The sequence below is a fragment of the Arthrobacter luteolus NBRC 107841 genome (genome assembly GCF_001552075.1).
In the GTDB taxonomy this organism is placed as follows: domain Bacteria; phylum Actinomycetota; class Actinomycetes; order Actinomycetales; family Micrococcaceae; genus Arthrobacter_B; species Arthrobacter_B luteolus.
The window spans coordinates 584,089-602,949 of sequence record NZ_BCQM01000002.1; the positions used below are offsets into that span (position 1 = coordinate 584,089).

At 66.6% G+C, this 18,861-nt stretch carries 20 protein-coding genes, 7 tRNA genes and 1 riboswitch; of the genes, 11 read left to right on the top strand and 16 right to left on the bottom strand.

The window, feature by feature from the left end:
- Positions 1–175: 175 nt before the first annotated feature.
- The 4 genes from AL3_RS06680 (at position 176) to AL3_RS06695 (ending at position 4,546) form a co-directional block, all read left to right on the top strand.
- Positions 176–583: a YciI family protein gene (locus tag AL3_RS06680; protein WP_066298292.1), complete on the top strand. Its 408-nt coding sequence runs from the start codon at positions 176–178 to the stop codon at positions 581–583.
- A gap of 7 nt (positions 584–590) precedes the next feature.
- On the top strand, positions 591–1,754 hold the full coding sequence (locus tag AL3_RS06685; RefSeq protein WP_066298295.1) for an RNA polymerase sigma factor: 1,164 nt from the start codon (positions 591–593) through the stop codon (positions 1,752–1,754).
- 98 nt (positions 1,755–1,852) lie between these two features.
- Positions 1,853–3,079 carry an amidohydrolase family protein gene (locus AL3_RS06690; RefSeq protein WP_066298297.1) on the top strand — a complete coding sequence of 409 codons (1,227 nt, stop codon included), beginning with the start codon at positions 1,853–1,855 and terminating at the stop codon, positions 3,077–3,079.
- A gap of 102 nt (positions 3,080–3,181) precedes the next feature.
- Positions 3,182–4,546 (top strand): MFS transporter, encoded by a 1,365-nt coding sequence (locus AL3_RS06695; RefSeq protein ID WP_066298299.1) that lies wholly within the window; start codon positions 3,182–3,184, stop codon positions 4,544–4,546.
- A 6-nt stretch (positions 4,547–4,552) separates the two neighbouring features.
- Here the strand turns inward: AL3_RS06695 and AL3_RS06700 are convergent, their stop codons facing one another.
- From AL3_RS06700 to AL3_RS06740, 9 genes are all read right to left on the bottom strand, one after another.
- The gene (locus AL3_RS06700; RefSeq protein WP_066298302.1) at positions 4,553–4,963 is read right to left on the bottom strand and encodes a DUF1801 domain-containing protein; all 411 of its coding nucleotides are present in this window, start codon (positions 4,961–4,963) and stop codon (positions 4,553–4,555) included.
- 25 nt (positions 4,964–4,988) lie between these two features.
- Complete coding sequence (locus AL3_RS06705) at positions 4,989–5,495, bottom strand: hypothetical protein (protein ID WP_066298304.1); 507 nt, start codon at positions 5,493–5,495, stop codon at positions 4,989–4,991.
- The gene (gene ribH, locus AL3_RS06710; RefSeq protein ID WP_066298306.1) at positions 5,492–5,974 is read right to left on the bottom strand and encodes a 6,7-dimethyl-8-ribityllumazine synthase; all 483 of its coding nucleotides are present in this window, start codon (positions 5,972–5,974) and stop codon (positions 5,492–5,494) included. Before ribH ends, AL3_RS06705 begins: the two co-directional genes overlap by 4 nt.
- Positions 5,975–6,003: 29 nt before the next feature.
- Positions 6,004–6,651 carry a GTP cyclohydrolase II gene (gene ribA / locus AL3_RS06715; RefSeq protein ID WP_066298308.1) on the bottom strand — a complete coding sequence of 216 codons (648 nt, stop codon included), beginning with the start codon at positions 6,649–6,651 and terminating at the stop codon, positions 6,004–6,006.
- Positions 6,648–7,289 (bottom strand): 3,4-dihydroxy-2-butanone-4-phosphate synthase, encoded by a 642-nt coding sequence (ribB, locus tag AL3_RS06720; RefSeq protein ID WP_066298309.1) that lies wholly within the window; start codon positions 7,287–7,289, stop codon positions 6,648–6,650. Before ribB ends, ribA begins: the two co-directional genes overlap by 4 nt.
- Entirely contained in the window at positions 7,286–7,936 is a 651-nt protein-coding gene (locus tag AL3_RS06725) for a riboflavin synthase (RefSeq protein ID WP_066298310.1), read from the bottom strand. The genes ribB and AL3_RS06725 overlap by 4 nt, the downstream gene beginning before the upstream one ends.
- 1 nt (position 7,937) lies before the next feature.
- Positions 7,938–9,035, bottom strand: coding sequence for a bifunctional diaminohydroxyphosphoribosylaminopyrimidine deaminase/5-amino-6-(5-phosphoribosylamino)uracil reductase RibD (gene ribD / locus AL3_RS06730; RefSeq protein ID WP_066298312.1), 1,098 nt, complete (start codon positions 9,033–9,035; stop codon positions 7,938–7,940).
- Between the two features lie 2 nt (positions 9,036–9,037).
- Positions 9,038–9,721, bottom strand: a complete 684-nt coding sequence (gene pnuC / locus AL3_RS06735) for a nicotinamide riboside transporter PnuC (protein WP_066298315.1) — start codon at positions 9,719–9,721, stop codon at positions 9,038–9,040.
- A 103-nt stretch (positions 9,722–9,824) separates the two neighbouring features.
- A riboswitch (FMN riboswitch) is annotated at positions 9,825–9,970 on the bottom strand.
- Positions 9,971–10,016: 46 nt separating this feature from the next.
- Positions 10,017–11,609: an ABC-F family ATP-binding cassette domain-containing protein gene (locus AL3_RS06740; protein WP_066298322.1), complete on the bottom strand. Its 1,593-nt coding sequence runs from the start codon at positions 11,607–11,609 to the stop codon at positions 10,017–10,019.
- Positions 11,610–11,790: 181 nt separating this feature from the next.
- Between AL3_RS06740 and AL3_RS06745 the strand changes: the two genes are divergently transcribed.
- Positions 11,791–12,588, top strand: coding sequence for an SMP-30/gluconolactonase/LRE family protein (locus tag AL3_RS06745; RefSeq protein ID WP_066298323.1), 798 nt, complete (start codon positions 11,791–11,793; stop codon positions 12,586–12,588).
- Between the two features lie 29 nt (positions 12,589–12,617).
- Here AL3_RS06745 and rpe read toward each other — a convergent pair whose 3' ends face one another.
- The 7 genes from rpe to AL3_RS06775 form a co-directional block, all read right to left on the bottom strand.
- Positions 12,618–13,295, bottom strand: a complete 678-nt coding sequence (rpe, locus tag AL3_RS06750; RefSeq protein ID WP_066298324.1) for a ribulose-phosphate 3-epimerase — start codon at positions 13,293–13,295, stop codon at positions 12,618–12,620.
- Positions 13,296–13,305: 10 nt separating this feature from the next.
- Complete coding sequence (locus AL3_RS06755) at positions 13,306–14,838, bottom strand: RsmB/NOP family class I SAM-dependent RNA methyltransferase (protein ID WP_066298337.1); 1,533 nt, start codon at positions 14,836–14,838, stop codon at positions 13,306–13,308.
- A complete protein-coding gene (fmt, locus tag AL3_RS06760; RefSeq protein ID WP_066298341.1) occupies positions 14,835–15,764 on the bottom strand; it encodes a methionyl-tRNA formyltransferase in 930 nt (309 codons plus the stop codon). Before fmt ends, AL3_RS06755 begins: the two co-directional genes overlap by 4 nt.
- A gap of 11 nt (positions 15,765–15,775) precedes the next feature.
- Complete coding sequence (gene def, locus AL3_RS06765) at positions 15,776–16,351, bottom strand: peptide deformylase (protein ID WP_066298347.1); 576 nt, start codon at positions 16,349–16,351, stop codon at positions 15,776–15,778.
- Positions 16,352–16,439: 88 nt separating this feature from the next.
- Entirely contained in the window at positions 16,440–17,330 is an 891-nt protein-coding gene (locus AL3_RS06770) for a PD-(D/E)XK nuclease family protein (protein WP_066298350.1), read from the bottom strand.
- A gap of 85 nt (positions 17,331–17,415) precedes the next feature.
- Positions 17,416–17,802 (bottom strand): PepSY domain-containing protein, encoded by a 387-nt coding sequence (locus tag AL3_RS17985; protein ID WP_083521508.1) that lies wholly within the window; start codon positions 17,800–17,802, stop codon positions 17,416–17,418.
- A gap of 127 nt (positions 17,803–17,929) precedes the next feature.
- A tRNA-Val gene (locus tag AL3_RS06775) sits at positions 17,930–18,001 on the bottom strand.
- A 176-nt stretch (positions 18,002–18,177) separates the two neighbouring features.
- On the opposite strand from AL3_RS06775, the gene AL3_RS06780 reads away from it, so the two are divergent.
- From AL3_RS06780 to AL3_RS06805, 6 genes are all read left to right on the top strand, one after another.
- A tRNA-Gly gene (locus AL3_RS06780) sits at positions 18,178–18,251 on the top strand.
- Between the two features lie 38 nt (positions 18,252–18,289).
- Positions 18,290–18,363, top strand: a tRNA-Cys gene (locus tag AL3_RS06785).
- 27 nt (positions 18,364–18,390) lie between these two features.
- Positions 18,391–18,462 (top strand) — tRNA-Val (locus AL3_RS06790).
- A gap of 65 nt (positions 18,463–18,527) precedes the next feature.
- Positions 18,528–18,601 (top strand) — tRNA-Gly (locus tag AL3_RS06795).
- A 49-nt stretch (positions 18,602–18,650) separates the two neighbouring features.
- Positions 18,651–18,722 (top strand) — tRNA-Val (locus AL3_RS06800).
- Positions 18,723–18,767: 45 nt separating this feature from the next.
- Positions 18,768–18,841: transfer RNA gene (locus tag AL3_RS06805), tRNA-Gly, on the top strand.
- The last annotated feature ends 20 nt before the right edge of the window (positions 18,842–18,861 follow it).

The window sequence follows — 18,861 nt, forward strand, 5'->3', positions numbered from 1 at the left end:
CCAACGCATCCGCTTCAATGCCCCCAGCTCCCCTCAGTCGGTGCCTTAGCGTAGCAAGACTGCCCGGCGGAGCCCCGATGTCGAGATTCGGCACACGGCTGCGTCTTAGAAGTGAATGCGGCCACAATGGCTGTGTTGCAGGAGACCCAGTGTTGAACCACACAAGGAGATCGTTATGGCTAAGTATCTGTTGCTCAAGCACTACCGCGGCGCGCCGGCACCCCTGAACGATGTGCCGATGGATCAGTGGACACCGGAGGAAGTGTCCGCCCACATGCAGTTCATGCAGGATTTCGCCGACCGGCTGCAGGCCAGCGGTGAGTACATCGACGGACAGGCGGTGTCCCCTGAGGGGACCTTTGTACGGTACGACGGCGAGGGGCGGCCCCCGGTGACCGACGGCCCGTTCGCGGAAACCAAGGACCTGATTGCCGGCTGGATGGTGATCGACGTCGACAGTTATGACCGTGCCGTCGAACTGGCCGGTGACCTCTCGGCCGCCCCTGCTGCCGGCGGCAAGCCGCTGCGCGAATGGATCGAGCTGCGCCCCTTTATGGGTTCCCCCATCACCATCACGGAGTAAACAGCCCGTGGAGGAAACCCAGGTCCGCACGCTCAGCCCGCAGGTGATCGCCGTGCTCGTCCGCCGCGGAGCTGGTTTCGCGGCGGCCGAGGACGCCGTCCAGGAAGCCCTGATCGAGGCCGTCCGGGCCTGGTCAAGCACTCCGCCGCGGGATCAGCTGGGCTGGCTGGTCACTGTGGCCTGGCGGAAGTTCCTCGACGCCGGGCGGGCCGATGCCTCCCGCCGTCGTCGTGAGCTCAGGGCCGATGCCGAACCTCCGCCCGGGACCGCCGGCGAAACGGATGACACGCTGCAGCTCTATTTCCTGTGCGCCCATCCTTCGCTGACGCCCTCCTCGGCGGTCGCCCTGACGCTGCGTGCCGTCGGCGGCCTGACAACCCGGCAGATTGCCGCTGCCTATCTGGTGAGTGAATCCACTATGGCGCAGCGCATCAGCCGGGCCAAACGGACGGTATCCGGGGTCCGGCTGGATTCTCCGGGAGATCTGTCCACGGTCCTCCGGGTGCTGTACCTGGTCTTCAATGAGGGGTATTCCGGCGACGTGGATCTTGCCGCCGAGGCGATCCGGCTGACCCGCCAACTGGCCGGCCGGCTGCGGCATGAAGAAGTGCAGGGCCTCCTTGCCCTGATGCTGCTTCATCACGCCCGCCGGCGGGCACGGATCAACGACGCCGGGCAGCTGGTCCCGCTGGCGGTACAGGACCGAAGCCTGTGGGACACCGCCCTGATCTCCGAAGGGGTGGTGATACTGCAGCGGGCACTGGCCCGGCAAAGGCTGGGCGAATACCAGGCGCAGGCTGCCATCGCCGCGCTGCACGCTGATGCCCCCAGCGCCGGGGAAACCGATTGGCCGCAGATTGTTGAGTGGTACGACGAACTGGTTGCACTGACGAACAGTCCGGTCGCGAAGCTGAACCGCGCCGTGGCCGTGGGTGAGGCAGACGGTCCACAGGCAGGGCTGGCTGCTCTGAGTGCCTTGGACCCTGAGCTCCCCCGTTATACCGCTGCCCTGGCCTACCTCCGCGAACGCAGCGGCGACACCGGGGAAGCCGCACGGCTCTATGCCCGGGCCGCTCTCGCCGCCCCGAACCTCCCCGAACGCGAGCATCTGATCCGTCAGGCGGCGCGCCTGAATTCGGCCGAACGGACTACCCGGGAGTCATCGTCGTAGGAGTCGAGGTTACGGGGGGCAAGCCCTTTCGCATCAGGCCGCCCTTTGATGGGAGAATGCAGCGCACGCTCTGACTTTTCGGCGACAGGACTGAACCAGTGACCGTTTTTCTTCGCAACGTACGCCCCTGGGGCGAAGCAGCCTCCGATGTGACACTCGAGGACGGTGTGATCGCCTCAGTCAGGCCCGTCAGGGCGGACACCGCAGCCGCGGATCAAGCCCCTCCGGGCGCCGGCGTCGTCGAAGGCAACGGCCGGATCCTGCTGCCCTCCTTCTCCGACGTGCACGTGCACCTGGACTCCAACCGGATCGGCCTGCCGTTCCGCCCGCACACAGGGGCACCTGGGGTGTGGGGCATGATGCTGAACGACAGGCAGAACTGGCGCAACGCCGAAGCCTCCATAGCGGACCGGGCCACCGCCTGCCTCGGGGCAATGATTGAACGCGGCACCACCCGGGTCCGCACCTATGCCCAGGTGGACGTCGACGCCGGCCTGGAGCGGTTCGAGGGTGTCCTCGCCGCCCGGGAAGCGCACCGGAACCGGGCCGACGTCGAGGTCATCGCGTTTCCGCAGGCGGGGCTGCTCCGTGAAGCCGGCAGCGCCGAGGTCCTGGAGGAGGCCCTGAAGCTGGGCGCCGACGTCGTTGGCGGCATCGACCCGTGCTCCCTTGACCGGGATCCTGTGCGGCATCTGGACATCGTCTTCGGGCTCGCCGAGAAGTACAGCGTTCCCGTGGACATCCACCTGCATGAGCCCGATCAGCTGGGCCTGTTCAGTGCCCAGCTGATCCTGGAACGCACCAAGGCACTGGGCATGCAGGGACTGGTGACCATTTCCCACGGCTACGGGCTGGCGGACCTGCCCGCCGGTCAGCTGCAGGAACTCATCGAAGAGTTCGCCGCATTGGACATCTCCCTGGCCACCATCGCTCCGGCCGGCCAGCCGCTTCCGCTGCAGCAGCTCGCAGCGGCCGGGGTCCGGGTGGGGCTGGGCCAGGACGGCCAGCGTGACTACTGGTCCCCCTACGGGAACGCGGACATGCTGGACCGGACCTGGCAGCTGGCGTTCACCAGCCGGTTCCGGGCGGACGAGCTCATCGAACACTGCGTTGCCGTGGCCACCATCGGCGGAGCCAGCGTCATGAACCCGCAGGCACAACGCCTGTCCTCCGTTACCGACCGTCCTGGCCTTAGCGTGGGAGATCCTGCTGAGCTGGTCCTGGTTGAAGGCGAAACCGTGACCGCGGCCGTCATGGACAGGCTGCCGGGCCGAACCGTTCTTCACCGCGGCCAGGTGGTGGCGGACGGGTTGGAACTGGTCTAACAGCCTCCGCCCGCCGGTCCAGTCCCAGGCGGGCACCTGTCCAATCACTATTTCGGATGCCAGCATGTAGGCATCCCCCCGGCGTCGGAAGGACCCCGCACGATGGCAGAAGTCCCCAATATTCCGCCACACCGCGGGCGCCTGCTGGTCGTCGCCATTCTCGCGTCCTTTGTGTCCTTCCTCGACGGCACCATCGTCACGGTGGCGCTGCCCGCCATCAGCGCGGAGCTCGGCGGCGGACTGCCCACCCAGCAGTGGACGGTCAACGCGTACCTGCTCACGCTCGGGGCGCTGATCCTCCTGGCGGGCTCGCTCTCGGATTCGTACGGCCGGCTGCTGATCCTGCGGCTGGGAATCATCGGATTCGGCGTCGCGTCCCTGGCCTGCGCCCTGGCCTGGAATCCGGAGTTCCTCATCCTGGCCCGGGCCATCCAGGGGATGGCTGCGGCCCTGCTGGTCCCGAGCAGCCTGGCCCTGATTACGACGACGTACCAGGGCCGGGAGCGTGCCCGGGCCATCGGACAGTGGACGGCCTGGACCGGTACTGCCGCGATCATCGGGCCGCTGCTGGGCGGTGTCCTGGTTGACTGGGCCAGCTGGCGGCTGATCTTCGGCGTCAATGTGCTGCCGGTAGCCGTGACGCTGCTGCTGATGATCGGCCTGCAGGACAGCCCCCGGCGCAGGGCCGCCCTGGACATTCCCGGAGCTCTCCTCGCGGTGGCCGGGCTCACCGGTTCGGTGTACGCCCTGATCGAGCAGGAGCGGCTCGGCTGGACGCATCCCGGCGTCGTTATTCCCCTGCTGCTCGGCCTGGCGGCGCTCGTGCTTTTCGTGATCCGTGAAGCCCGCACCGAGTACCCGATGATGCCGCTGTCCCTGTTCCGGGCGCGGAACTTCCGTTACGGCAACCTGGTCACCGCTGCCGCTTATGCCGCGCTCTCCCTGGGGACCTTCGCCGTCACCGTGTTTGTGCAGGAGGCGGGCGGTTTCTCCGCGACGCAGGCCGGTTTCGCGGCACTGCCCCTGCCCGTCGCCATGCTCCTGCTCTCCACGTATTTTGGAAACCTGGCCGGTAAGTACGGTCCGCGCATCTTTATGACGGCGGGCCCGGCCATCATGGGCGCCGGGTTCCTGTTGATGCTCACGGTCAGTCCCCCGCTGAATTTCTTCACCCAGCTGCTGCCGGGCCTGCTGCTCTTCAGCTTTGGTCTGGCGGTGATGGTCGCGCCGCTGACGGCTGCGGTGCTGGGCGCACTGCGCGAAGAAGAGGCCGGCATCGGCTCTGCCGTCAACAATGCTGTCTCCCGCGTGGCCGGACTGGTCGCCGTCGCGCTGATCGGTACGATTTCCGGCGGCGCCCTGGACTACCCCGGTTTCCAGCAGACGGCGCTGGCAACGGCCGTCCTGTTTTTCCTCGCCGGAGTTATCGCCCTGATCGGAATCCGGACGCCCAAACCGGCGGAGTAAGCCCGCTCACTGAATACCAAATCCGTCACGGCTGGCACGCTCATAGGATTCCCGGACAATGTCCTCCAGCACGCCCAGGTCCACCTTTGACAGGTCCTTGAGATACAGGCAGACAACGCCCGTGGTGTGCGCGCCGAGCTGTTCAAGCTGCTCCGCATAGGCCTCGGTTCCGTCGGCGAGGTAGACCGTCGCCGCGGCCTTGCGCGGCGAGAACCCGGCGGCGGGAGCGTCGCCTTCCCGGCCGCTGGCGTATTTGTAGTGGTACGCACCGAATCCGATGATGGATGGCCCCCACATCGCCGGTGACTCCCCGGTAATCCGCGTCATCATCTCGAGCAGGGTGGCCGCATCCCGCCGGCGCACGGCCGGGACCACTGCCTCGAGGTAGGCGCCGACGCCGGCAGCTGACTTCTCCATGCCCCGAGCCTAGCGCGGCGAGGATCTAGGCGCGCGCCTGAACCAGGTTGGCGAACGGCAGCCTGCCGTGGATCTGGCGGAACTGCTCGTGATAGGCCGCTTGCGCAGCGTTGAGCTCCTCCGGAGGGAGCTCCTTCCAGGCCATCAAAAGCGTCCCGGCACCAGCGAGCTGCCAGATCAGCCGGCCGTCCCAGTGTCCCGGCGGCTTGCCCCGGCCGAAGTCCAGATACTCCTGGATCTGGCGGCGCAGTCCGCGGTTGCCTTTACTTCCTGGGCCGGCCTTCCCAATGAACAGGACGTCCGCATCCTGAACCCACTCGTCCGCAAGTACCGCCCGGAACACGGAGGGATTCTTCCGCTTGAACGTCCCGGCGGTGCTTTCGGCGAGGAACACCGGCTCGAACCCAGCTGGCCGCAGCACCGCGAAAATCCCCTGCCGCTGCGGAATCCGGTTGGTCTCCAGGTCCGCGATAGGGCGGAATCCGGTAAATCCGTCCGCCTGAAGTGACTTCTTGTTCAATGGAACGCTCAAACCCCGGCCCCGCGCAGCGCAGCGGCGGTGTTCACGGCGGCGGCGAACGCTTCGTAGCCCTTGTCCTCCGACGACCCCTCGAGCCCGGCGCGGTCCAGCGCCTGCTGCTCCGTGTCGCAGGTCAGCACCCCGAATCCAACCGGTGTACCGGTCTGCACGGACACGGCAGTCAGCCCCTGGGTCGCCGAGGAACACACGTAGTCGAAGTGCGGAGTTCCGCCGCGGATGACGACGCCGAGGGCGACGACGGCGTCAAAGTGCGGTGCCAGCCGCGCGGCAGCCACGGAAAGCTCGAATGTTCCCGGCACCCGGACCACCCGGGGTCCCAGGCCGGCATCCGTTGCTGCCCGCAGCGCGCCGTCGAGCAGTCCGTCCATGACCTCGGTGTGCCAGCTGGCCGCGACGATGGCCACCTTGAAATCCAGGCCCTGTGCCTTGATGCTGCTGACGTCATTATCGGGTGCGCCGTGTCCGCTCATATTGTTGTCCTTTGAATCGGTGGAAGAAGTTAGCCCTGCTGGACGGGATTTGCCCGCAGCAGGTTGAGGTGGTGGTTCATCCGGTCCCGCTTGGTCTGCAGGTACCGCTCGTTCTCGGCCCGGACCGGGACTTCGGAGGGCACCATCGCGTCAACGGTCACTCCAAACGCCTCCAGCCGGTCCCGTTTCGCGGGGTTGTTGGTGAGCAGCCGGATCCGGGCCAGGCCCATCTGCAGCAGGATCTCCGCAGCCGCCTGGTAGTCACGGGCGTCGACCGGCAGTCCAAGCTGTTCGTTCGCCTCCACCGTGTCAGCGCCCGCGTCCTGCAGCGCGTAGGCCCGCAGCTTGTTCGCCAGTCCGATCCCCCGTCCTTCGTGCCCCCGCAGATAGAGCACGGTCCCGCCGTGCAGGCTGATCAGCCCCAGGGCCTGCTCCAGCTGCTCCCCGCAGTCGCAGCGGTAGGACGCAAAGACGTCGCCGGTCAGGCACTCGGAGTGCAGCCGGACCAGCGGCACGCCATCGGGATCAGCAGCCGCGCCGGCGCCCAGCGCCGAAATGCTCAGGTGCTCGGCACCGGTGCGGGCATCGGTCCATACCCGGGCCGCAAAGTCCCCGAACGCCGTCGGCAAGCGGACCTCCGGCCCCGGGACAACGGCACCAGACTCCGGGGCAGTCACCGCACGCCTCCGGCCGCCGCCGGTGCCGCGGCTTCCACAAACGCCACCAGGTCCTCGATGGACACCAGGACCAGGCCATGTTCGTCGGCGAACTCCCGGAGCGCGGGCAGCCGCATCATGGTCCCGTCGTCATGCACCAGTTCCGCGATGACCCCCACCGGGGTGCAGCCGGCCAGACGTGCCAGTTCGACGGCGGCTTCCGTATGGCCGCGGCGGGCGCGGACGCCGCCGTCGTCCGCCCGGAGCGGGAAGATGTGCCCGGGCCTGTTCAAGTCAGCAGGCTCGGAGGCCGGATCGGCCAGCACGCGCGAGGTCAACGCCCGGTCAGCGGCGCTGATCCCGGTGCTGGTTCCCGCCGCTGCGTCGCAGGACACGGTGTATGCGGTCCCTTTGGCGTCCTCGTTGACCGCGGTCATCGGCGGCAGGTTCAGCCGGTCCGCATAGCTGCCCGGCAGCGGCACGCAGACCACGCCGGACGTGTACCGGACGGTGAATCCCATCAGTTCAGCGGTGGCGTGCTGCGCCGCAAACACAATGTCGCCTTCATTTTCGCGGTCCTCGTCATCCACGACGACGACGGCGCGGCCCGCAGCGATTGCCTCCGCCGCGGCAGCGATCGAATCCAGACGGACGCTCATGCTGCCTCCCCGCCGGGAATGGCTGACGCGGGCACAGCGGCGAAAGCCAGCAGCCGCTCAGCGTACTTCGCCAGCACGTCCACTTCCAGATTCACCCGGTCACCGGGGTCCAGGGCGCCGAGCCCGGTCTCAGCCAGCGTCGTCGGAATCAGCCCGACCTCAAACCAGGGCGCCGGCTCCTGTGGTTCGCTGACCGCTGTCACGGTCAGTGAGACACCGTCAACGGCGATGGACCCCTTCTCCGCGATGTACCGCGCCAGCGGCTGCGGCACCCCAAACCGGAGCCGGTCCCAGCTGCCCAGGTGCTCCCGCTCCAGCAGGAAGCCGACCCCGTCAACGTGCCCCTGCACCACATGCCCGTCCAGCCGGCCGCCGGCCGGGACACAGCGTTCCAGATTGACCTTCCGGCCGGGGGTCAGTGAACCCGTGGTGGTCCGGTCCAGGGTTTCGCCGATGACGTCCAGCGAGATCCGCCCGCCGTCGACAGCCGTGGCGGTGAGGCAGACACCGTTGACCGCGATCGACCCGCCGAGCGCCAGCCCGGCTGAGGTGCCGGGGGCTTCGATAACCAGGTTTTTTCCGGCGCCGGAGGCGTCGGGTGTCAGGGAGATTACGCTGCCCTGTTCAGCGACAATGCCGGTAAACACGTCAGTGTCCTATCGTGGGTTCGTTGTTCGAAGGGATGGGTTCCAGCTGGAGCCGCAGGTCAGGGCCGGTCAGGCGGAAAGCACCGCCGGCCGCATCGAACCGCCAGGGCTGGGCCTGGGCCAGGGTGCTTACTCCCAGCCCGAAGAAGGACGGTGTGCCCGCCCCCAGCAGCTTCGGCGCGGTGTAGACCACCAGCTCATCCGCCAGCCCGGCGCGCAGGAACGCGCTGGCCACGGTAGCCCCGCCTTCCACCAGCACGTGCCGCACACCGCGGGTGTGCAGTTCGGACAGCACGACGGCGGGATCATGGGTGCGGATCTGCAGGAACCTGCCGTCGGTTCCCCGAACGGCTGCAGTGGCCGGAACCTCCGTGGATCCCATCACCACCCGGAGCGGCTGCGGCAGCGGTTGGGGAAGGGCACCGGCGCCCTCATCACCGGGCGTGGTGCCCCGGGCGGTCAGGCGCGGGTTGTCGGCCTGGACCGTGCCGGTTCCGGCAACGATGGCATCGCACCGGCGGCGCAGCTCCTGCGCATCTTCCCGTGCCTCCGGTGAGGTGATCCATTGGCTGGTGCCGTCTGCGGCCGCGGTGTGCCCATCCAGGCTTTGGGCGGTCTTGACCGTGACGAAAGGACGGTTTTCCCGGATCGCGGCGGACCACCGGTGGTTCAGTTCCCGGGAAGCTTCGGCCATCAGTCCGCCGGCCGTGTCAACTCCCGCGGCGGCCAGGGCAGCTGCTCCCCCGGCGGCGTCATCAGTTGTGTCCGCGGCGGCGTAGACCACCCGCCCGATTCCGGCGCCAATGATGGCCTGGGAGCAGGGGCCGGTCCGCCCGGTGTGGTTGCACGGTTCCAATGTGACCACCATGGTGGCTCCCCGCACGTCGAGTCCCGCCGCAGCGGCGTTCGCCAGCGCGTCCGCTTCCGCATGGGGTGTGCCTGCGCCGCGGTGCCAGCCGGTAGCCAGCACCGCGCCGTCGTTGTCCAGGATCACCGCTCCCACCAGTGGATTCGCGCCACGCACGCCCCGGAGCGCCAGGTCGAGTGCCTGGGCCATGGCAGCGTTCTCCGCTGCATTAAAGGCTGCGCTGAAGGTCATGGCTACCGCACCGTAGGGTCCGGCATGTCCACCTGGACCTGCGGTTTTTCATGGGCTTTGGCCCGCCACCAGACGAAGAAGCCCACCAGTGTGAAGCCACCGTAGAAGAGGTACATAAATGCCGTCGCGTAATAACCGGCACTGAACAGCAGCGGAACACCCACAATGTCCACGGCCACCCAGATCAGCCAGAATTCGACCCAGCCCTTGGCCATACCGTAGGTGGCCAGCAGCGAGCCAACGAAGGTCCAGGCATCGGCCCAGACCGGTTCGTAGGAGCCCAGCATGCCGAAAACCGGTGTCAGCGCGGCGGTTCCGAGGATCAGGGATGCCACCAGAATGATCCGGGTGCGGCCGGAGGCCCACTGCGGGGTGACGGCATCTGCACCGGAGTTTTTGCTGGTCTGCCAGCGGCGCCAGCCGTAGATAGACACGGCAATGAACATGATCTGCCGGCCAGCCTGGCCCAGCAGGTTGGCGGTGTCCGCGTCGCCGAAAATCGAACCAAGGAAAACGGTCAGCAGGAGTGCGTTGCCGATGATCCCCACCGGCCAGGCCCAGACTTTGCGGCGCATACCGCCGAGGGCGCTGAGCAGCCCGAAGATGTTGCCAAGCAGTTCGCGCACCAGCAGGGAAGAGTTCCCTACGGGGATCTGCGCGTCAAAGAGCCACCGCAAAAAATCCATGTCGTTCCTTATCCCGTAGCGGCGGCTCCGGGGGTACGACAGTACGGTGCATCAACGGAACGGAGCACCCACAGGGGTACGCCGAGCGTCGGTCCAACAAACTGTACGTGCTTCTCCCATCCAGACTTTAACTGTCGGTACTGGAATTTCACCAGTTCAACCGTCCGTCCTGCCGGGGGTTCCGGCTGGACGTGCGGGTCGCGGACTATAACCGCCGGTTCGGAATTACACCGACCCCGGAGCACGTTTGTTAAGAACATTCTTGCACAAGCGGGTGGGTTGCACCCCGCCTGTGTTACGCCACGCGGAGGTCAACCTCGCCGGGCGCGGATCCGCCGGCTCCGAAAACCAGATGCCGGTTGGCGATCTTCTCCGTGAAGAACCGGTCGTGGCTGACCACCACCACGGCCCCCGGGAAGTGCAGAAGCGCGCGTTCCATCACCTGGGTGCTGGAGAGGTCCAGGTGGTTGGTGGGCTCATCGAGCAGCAGCACTGACGCACCGGACAGCAGGCACTGTGCCATCGCAACGCGGGCCTTCTGCCCGCCGGAGAGGTTGCCAATCTTCTGTTTCAGGTCCGCCTCGGAGAACTGGAACATGGTCAGGAAACGGTTCACGGACTTCTTGGTTGCGGTCAGGGCCAGGCTGTCCGGCATGGCGTTGACCGCGTGGGTGACGGTGTCCTCGTCGTCGAGCTCTGCCAGCACCTGGTTGTAGGAGACCATCTTCGCGCCGTTCGCCCAGGCAACTTTGCCGGCGTCGGGCTTCTCCTCACCGGTCAGGACCCGCAGCAGCGTGGTTTTACCGCTGCCGTTGGCGCCGAGCACCACCAGCCGGTCCCCGCGCCGGATTTCAAAGCTCAGCCCGCTGAACAGCGTCCTGGCACCGTAGGACTTCTCGAGGGACTCAGCCCGGCAGAGGTTGTCCTTAACGTGCAGCCCGGCGTAGATCTCCGTAATAATCTGATCCACCGGACGGGGTGCGCGGGCCTTCTTGATCTTGGCCAGCCGGCTGCCCAAGGCACCGCCTCCAGCTTTGGCGGCCTCGCGCCGGTCGGCGATGCCTTCGGCTTCAAAGGCGAGCAGCTCGGACTCGTGGACGAACTGGGACTGCAGTGCCTTGAGCCGGAACTGCTTCTGGACCACGTACTCGGCGAAGTTCCCGGCGTATTCATGCAGGTGGAAGTTCTCCACCTCGATAATGCGGGTCACCACGGCATCCAGGAACTTCCGGTCGTGGGAAACCACGACGGCGGCGCCGCGGAAGTCGCGGAACCAGCCTTCCAGCCACTCCACGCCGGCGACGTCGAGGTAGTTCGTGGGCTCATCGAGCAGCAGCACATCCGGGGCCTGGAGCAGGATCTTGGCCAGGGCAGCACGGTTGCGCCAGCCGCCGGAGAGGGCATCGATGGGGCAGGTCCGGTGCGCCTCGCTGAAACCCAGCGTGGTGAGCGCGGCGTCGATGCGGCGGGGGTAATCCCAGCCGTCCAGCCGGTCCATCGCCTCGAAAAGTTCGGCCTGGCGGCGGATCAGCCGGTCCATGACCTTGGGTTCCGGGTCAGAACCCAGCGTCTCGTCGATGGAGGCGAGTTCCGCTTCGACGGCCTTAATTTCGACGAACAGCGCGTCAAGGACCTCTGTAATGGTCGCTTCACCGTTGAGTTCGGAGAACTGGGAAAAGTAGCCGATCTTCACGCCCTGCTCCACGGTGACCGTGCCGGAGTCCGGTTCCACCTGCTCCAGGATGAGCTTCAGCAGCGTGGACTTCCCCGAACCGTTCTTCCCGATCAGCCCCACCCGGTCCTTCGGTTCCAGGCGGAAAAACGCCTCACGCAGGATCTGCGTCTTCTCGAAACCAACATTGACGTCCTGCAGCCTGATCAGGCTCATTCGGGGTCCTCTCGGGAGTTCAGCAAGCCACTCATCTTATCGGTCCACAGGACGGACCCTGTTCCCACCAGCTCCGCCGCCGCATACTGTTGCCACGGCCTGCCGGGCCGGACAAGACAATCCGTACGCTCACAAAGGGGCCCCGATGGTGGAAGCCACAACCTTGGTGTCAGGACTCGGGATGGGGGAATCCGCCCGGTGGCATGACGGTGAGTTCTTCTACGCCGATTGGACCGCCGGAACTATTTCCGCCCTGGATGAGGCAGGTTCGATCCGCAGGGTGGCCGGTGTCCCGTCCTTTCCCATCACGTTCGACTGGCTGCCGGACGGCCGGATGGCGGTGGTCTCCGGCACTGACGGCAGCGTGCTGGTCGAGGTGCCGCACGCGGGACTGGTGCCGCTGGCTGACCTCCGCGGGCTCTCGCCCCATCCCTGGAATGAGATTGCCGTCCATCCGTCGGGCAACATTTACATCAACGGCATCGGCCAGGACTATGCGGCGGAACCCGAGGCGAACGGACTCATCGCCCTGCTCCGGCCGGACGGTTCCCTGGAGCAGGTGGCCGGGGGCCTGGCCTTCCCCAACGGAATGCTGGTTTCCGCAGACGGCGGCACCCTGGTGGTGGCAGAGTCCAATGCCGGGCGCCTGGCCTCCTTTACGATCCGGGAGGACGGCAGCCTGGACCCTGCCGGAGTCTGGGCCACCCTGGAGGGCAGCGCCCCGGACGGGATCAGCTGGGACGGCACCGGCGGCATCTGGTTCGCTGAAGTTCCGGGCGAGCGGTGTGTCCATATCCAGCGCGGCGGCGCCGTGCTGGGCACCGTTCAGCTCGATGACGCCTGCTTCTCCTGCGTGGCCGGCGGCGCGGACGGCGGACTGCTCTTTATGCTCACCGCGCAGTGGCCCGAGGTCATGGACCCCGCCTGGGAAAAGACCGGCAAGGTGATGGTCCAGCGCGTCAAACAGTCCAGCGGGTGAAGGAACAGTCCAGCGGGTGAAGTGACCGGCTAGCTCGCCGAAGAGCCCGCCACGGCACTGGCCTGGGCCCGCAGCTTGGCGATCGCCTCGTTCGGATCGGGCGTGCCGTACACGGCGGAGCCGGCCACGAACACGTTGGCCCCGGCCTCTGCGGCACGTTCAATGGTGTCCGGAGCGATTCCGCCGTCCACCTGGATAGCGAGCTGAAGGCCTGAACCCCGCACGGCCTCAGCGGCCCGGCGGATCTTGGGCAGCGTCACGCCCAGGAACTTCTGCCCTCCGAAGCCGGGCTCAACTGTCATGATCAGCAGCATGTCCAGCTCGGAGAGCATGTCCAGGTACGGTTCCACCGGGGTCGCCGGTTTCAGTGCCATCCCGGCCTTCGCGCCGCGGTCCCGCAGCTCGCGTGCCAGCCGGATCGGTGCGGCAGCCGCTTCCACGTGGAACGTGACCGAGGCGAGCCCTGCCTCGGCGTACGCGGGAGCCCAGCGGTCGGCGTCGGAAATCATCAGGTGCGCATCCAGCGGCAGTTTGCTGACTGCCTGGATCCGCTGCACCACCGGCAGCCCGATCGTCAGGTTCGGCACGAAGTGGTTGTCCATCACGTCCACATGTACGGCGTCGGCGCCGCTGATCCGCTCGAGTTCGGCTTCGAGGTTCACAAAGTCAGCGGACAGGATGCTCGGGTTGATGCAGCACTGGGTCAAGGGGAAGCTCCTAGATCTTGCGGCGGATGAGGGCAAGGAACATGGCATCGGTCTGGTGGATGTGCGGCCACAGCTGCGCGGTGGACTCATGCCCGGCGCCCAGCGAGCCGGTCAGGCTCACCGCGTCCAGGGCGGCTCCGGCGTCGAGCAGTTCCAGGTCATTGCGCTTGCGCAGCACGTCCGCGACCACTGCGGTGGTCTCCGCCGGATGCGGTGAGCAGGTCACGTAGGCGACCACGCCGCCGGGCTTCACGGCATCAACGGCGGTGGTGAGCAGCTCGCGCTGCAGGATCCCCAGTTCGCCGACGTCGGTGGGTTTGCGGCGCCAGCGTGATTCCGGGCGGCGGCGCAGCGCGCCAAGTCCGGTGCAGGGTGCGTCCACGAGGATGCGGTCGAAGGTTTCCGGGTAGTCCTCGGCCACGGTGCGGCCGTCTCCCGTGCGCACGTTCCAGGTCTCCCCCGGCACCGCTTCCAGCGCCTGGCGGACCAGCTGCGCGCGGTGCGGCGCCGGTTCGTTAGCCAGCAGCACGGCGCCCTTTTGATGTGCCAGGGCAGCCAGGAGCGCGGCCTTGCCGCCGGGTCCGGCGCACATGTCCAGCCACTTCTCCACGCCATCGTCATCAACGGCAGTGCCATCCAGGGTCAGTTCGGCCAGGGCACGGGCCACCAGCTGCGAGCCGGCGTCCTGTACGCGGGTTGTGCCGGCGCGCACCGAATCCAGGCGGCCAACGTCGCCGGCGGAGAACAGCGCGGAATCCTGCACGAGTTCACCGTCGATGGCACCGGCTGCCCGCGCTTCCTCGAGGTCCCCCAATCCGGGCAGGGCGACGAGGTTGACGATGGGCGCATCGTTGTCGGCCCGGAGCAGGTCGGTGATTTCCTCGACGCTCCGCCCGTGGGCCACCAGGGACTGGCGCAGTGCCCGGACGATCCATTCGGGATGGCTGAATTCGATGGCCGACCGCTTCACCGCATCCGGTTCACCTTCGGTCAGCAGCGCTGTCCATTCGGCCAGGTCCCGGGCCGCGACCTTGCGCAGCACCGCGTTGATCAGGGCGGACGGACCGGCGCCAATCACGGCGCGGGCCAGGCCAACCGTCTGGTCCAGTGCAGCGTGGGCGGGAACCCGCATAGCCACCAGTTGATGCACGCCGATCCGCAGCGCGTCCAGAACGGCCGGATCCAGCTTGTCCAGGGGCCGGTCAACGCAGCGGGCCAGGATCGCGTCATAGATGCCCTGGCCGCGCAGCGCACCGTAGGCCAGTTCGGTGGCGAAACCGGCGTCGCGCTTGTCCAGCCGGTGCTTGCGGATGCTCTTGGGCAGCACCAGGTTGGCGTACGCGTCCTCACCGGAAACGGCACGGAGGACCTCGAACGCCACCAGCCGGGCCGGGTCGGCGGCCCGGGTCCGCTGCGACGGCGCGGCCTCGGTGCGGCTGCGGGTAGCCGGGCGGCTGCGCTCACGGCCCTTGGCGCTGCGGTTGGTGTTACTTCCGGAACTGCGGCGGCGCTCCCCCGGGGAACCGCTGTTGGGGGTGCTCATTCAAAAACCACGTCCTCACGCTGGCCTAGTCCCCGGGCCCAGTCGGGGCCGGGCATCATCTTCTTACCGGCAGGCTGGACCAGTTGCAGTTCCAGTGCCGTGCTTCCAGTGCCAACCAGTGCCGATGCTCCGGCGCCCGAGCCGAGGCGCACCTGTCCGGGTGCCAGGTCCGTGACCTCGGGCCGCGGAACGGCAGCGCCGATCTTGAAGCGGGCACCGTCCAAGGTGGTCCACGCCCCGGGTTCCGGAGTGACGCCGTTGATGCGCCGCCGGATCGCCAGCGCAGGCTGGTTCCAGTCCAGCCGTCCGTCTTCAATGCTCAGTTTGGGTGCCAGGGTCACCTCGCCGGACTGCGGCACGGGCACGGCCCGGCCGGCGTCGATCGCGGCCAGTGTCTGCGCCAGCAGGACGGCGCCGCTGTGCGAGAGGCGTTCCAGCAGTTCACCGCTGGTCAGTGAAGGATCCACGGTTTCGGTGAGCTGCCCGAAGACAGGACCGGTATCCAGGCCCTTTTCCAGCAGGAACGTGCTGGCCCCGGTGATTTCATCTCCGGCGATCACGGAGTGCTGCACCGGTGCCGCCCCGCGCCAAGCCGGCAGCAGCGAAAAGTGCAGGTTGATCCACCCGTGCGTGGGGATCGTCAGCGCACGTTCGGGGATCAGCGCGCCGTAGGCCACTATGGCCGCGGCATCCGGTTCCAGGCCCGCGATCGCGGCCACGGCGTCGTCGTCAATTTTGTCTGCCTTGATGACCGGTAGGCCGAGTTCCGCCGCGCGGGCCGCAACCGGCGACGGCGTGAGGACGCGCTTGCGTCCCAGCGGTGCGTCGGGCCGGGTCAGGACGCCGACGACGTCGAACCCGGCGTCCAGCAGGGCGTTCAGGGACGGGACGGCCACTGCCGGTGTCCCTGCGAAGAGTACGCGCATTGCCACGGCGGTCAGGCTCCTGCGCTGGGGGTACCGAAGGTTCCGAAACTGGAGCCGACGGTCTGGGCGCGCTGGGCGGCGGTGCGCTCGGCGATCGAGTCGTAGTCGGCCATGCGGATGGCCCGGAGAGCGGCCTTGCGGTTCTCACCTTCGAGCCGGTCAATGTAGAGAACGCCGTCCAGGTGGTCGGTCTCGTGCTGGAAGCAGCGCGCGAGCATTCCTTCGCCTTCAATGCTGACCGGGTTGCCGTTTTTGTCCTGACCGGTGACGCGGGTCCAGCGGTAGCGCGGAACCGGGTAGCCGATGCCGGGAATGGAGAGGCAGCCTTCCACCTCGTCCTCCTGCAGGTCTTCGCTCAGCTCCAGGACCGGATTCACGATGTGTCCCGCCTGGCCGTCGATCCGGTAGGTGAAGACGCGCAGGCTCACTCCGACCTGGGGTGCTGCCAGGCCGGCACCCTCGACGTCCTCCATGGTCTCTTCCATGTCCGCAACAAGCTTGGCGAGTTCCGGACCGAACTCCGTCACTTCCTCGGCACGGGTCCGCAGGACGGGGTCGCCGATGATCCGAATCGTCAGGATTGCCATCTGGAGTGTGTTCCTTACTGTCGCGATGTACTGCGTCGTGCGCGGTGTAACGCGCTGTGCAAACGGGGCGGAGTGCCCGCATACCAGTCTAGTTGGACGCGGGCTGCCCTGCTGCGGCCGCATGGGCCCCGGCAGGCTGTACCGGCGGCGGGGCGATGGGCAGCAGCGCCTGCCCAGCGGCAACGGCGTCGTGGCTGGTCTGCCAGACCCGGCGCAGGGCACAGAATTTGTACCAGTGCTGCGGGAGGACCTCGGGGTTGGCGCGCATGGGGCGCACCTCGGTCTGCCCGACGGCAACGCCCAGCAGCAGCGGATCCTGTCCGTACTGCCACGGCTCCCACTCTCCGCGGCCGGCATCGACCAGCGATTCCTCCGCCTTCATGCCGGCAACCAGCTGCATAACCACCTTGTCATCGAGCTGCTTCACCTGGCCGTCACGGTCGGTGTTCTTGGTTTTGTAGTCGATCAGGCAGAGCCGTCCGCCAATCCTGGCGACCAGGTCCAGGGTTCCGGCGTAGCCCAGCTCATGGTTCCAGACGGTAATCTCAGCAGCGACCGGCTGCACCTGGTACAGCTGCCACCACTCGTCGAACCGGTCGGCGAACTGGTGTTCGCCGTGTTCTGCCAGGGCAGCACGGGCCTCGGTGAGCTCATGCGGCTGGTCCAGGGCACGCAGCGCCACCTGCTCGCAGTAATAATGCACGCGCGTTCCGCGCTCAGCGGCCTGGTCCCGGTAAACCTCGGAGGCCCTGGAGGCCTCCTTCACGATGGAGCGCAGCTGCCCGGCGTTGCCCACGGCACCCGGAAGGGCCGGGTGCTTAACGACGGCGCTGGCCGCCATATAGCCGTGCCAGCCGGCCAGCGAGGTGCTTCCCTGGGCAATAACCGTCGTAATCGAAGGGACCGCGGGGGGTTCAGTCAGGGAGCGCGAGTACATGCGCCCGAACTCTGTTGCGTGTGCCAGGGCTGGATCAGTCATAAACCCAGTCTGTCATCTGCCTCTGACCATGTGCGCCACAGAACGGTGCGGTGGTACCCATGGGGTGCAGGCACACCCTTCTGCACTAGTCACGCTCTACGTCCAGGATCTCCCCGCTCGTTTTGTCCACCTTGACCTCGATCCGGCCTTCATTACTGTTTTTGACCTCGACTTCCCATGCCGGTGTGCCGCGGTAGTCGTCGTCCTCGACGCCGATGACCTCGCCGCCGTATTGGTCGGTGACCACCCTGCCCGCCTCATCAAGGGAGATAGCGCTGCTTCCCGGGGCCGGCGCTGCTGAGCTGCTGGCATCCGGCGAACTGCTGGATGAGGGTGTCTCCGCTGGCTGGGACGGCTGCCCATCCTGTTGCTGCTGGCCGGTATTTGTACACCCTGTCAGTGCGATGACTGCTGCGATTGCTGCTGCCTGAGCTACTCGGCGCATGCCGAAACCTCCTCGACCTTGGTCCATATGTGTTCATTCCCGGCCTATCACTGCCCAACCGGCCGGGGCAAACGCCGGCACCGGTTCATCAATCGGGCGGTTAAACCAAAAATGGCCCCTTGATCCATGAGCCATGGATCAAGGGGCCGTTCTGTGGGCGATACTGGGTTCGAACCAGTGACCTCTTCGGTGTGAACGAAGCGCGCTACCACTGCGCCAATCGCCCTTGCGGGAGTTGCTTTCGAACTGCTGCAACGTCTAAAGATGCTAGCCCACAATCGGGCCTGATCAAAACCGGATTAGGTACCCATCGTGAAATGGTCCCGATTGGACGAACCTCGAAACGTCCTATAGAGTTTTTCTTCGTTGGAAAGCGGGAGTTCGCCGCGGAAACACCAACATGCGGACGTAGCTCAGCTGGCTAGAGCACCACCTTGCCAAGGTGGATGTCGCGGGTTCGAATCCCGTCGTCCGCTCGCAAGTCACTGTAAGCTGGTCTTCAAAAGCCGGTCACGGTGGGGTGGCCGAGAGGCGAGGCAGCGGCCTGCAAAGCCGTATACGCGGGTTCGAATCCCGTCCCCACCTCCACGGTTACATGCACAACCCATTTTATGGGCGCGATTGGCGCAGCGGTAGCGCGCTTCCCTGACACGGAAGAGGTCACTGGTTCGATCCCAGTATCGCGCACGAAGTTTTAAACTTTGTGAATTCACGCAGTTTGTGTGAAATAGCAGAGTGTTGGACTTTCATTTGCGGACGTAGCTCAGCTGGCTAGAGCACCACCTTGCCAAGGTGGATGTCGCGGGTTCGAATCCCGTCGTCCGCTCTCCTGTACTGCACGGCCCCGGACCTGGTCCGGAACCTGCCAGTATCAGGCGCGATTGGCGCAGCGGTAGCGCGCTTCCCTGACACGGAAGAGGTCACTGGTTCGATCCCAGTATCGCGCACGGAAGTTCTGTACTTGTGGATAACACAGTGCCGGACTTTTATTTGCGGACGTAGCTCAGCTGGCTAGAGCACCACCTTGCCAAGGTGGATGTCGCGGGTTCGAATCCCGTCGTCCGCTCGGAACAGCGTAAATGGAGC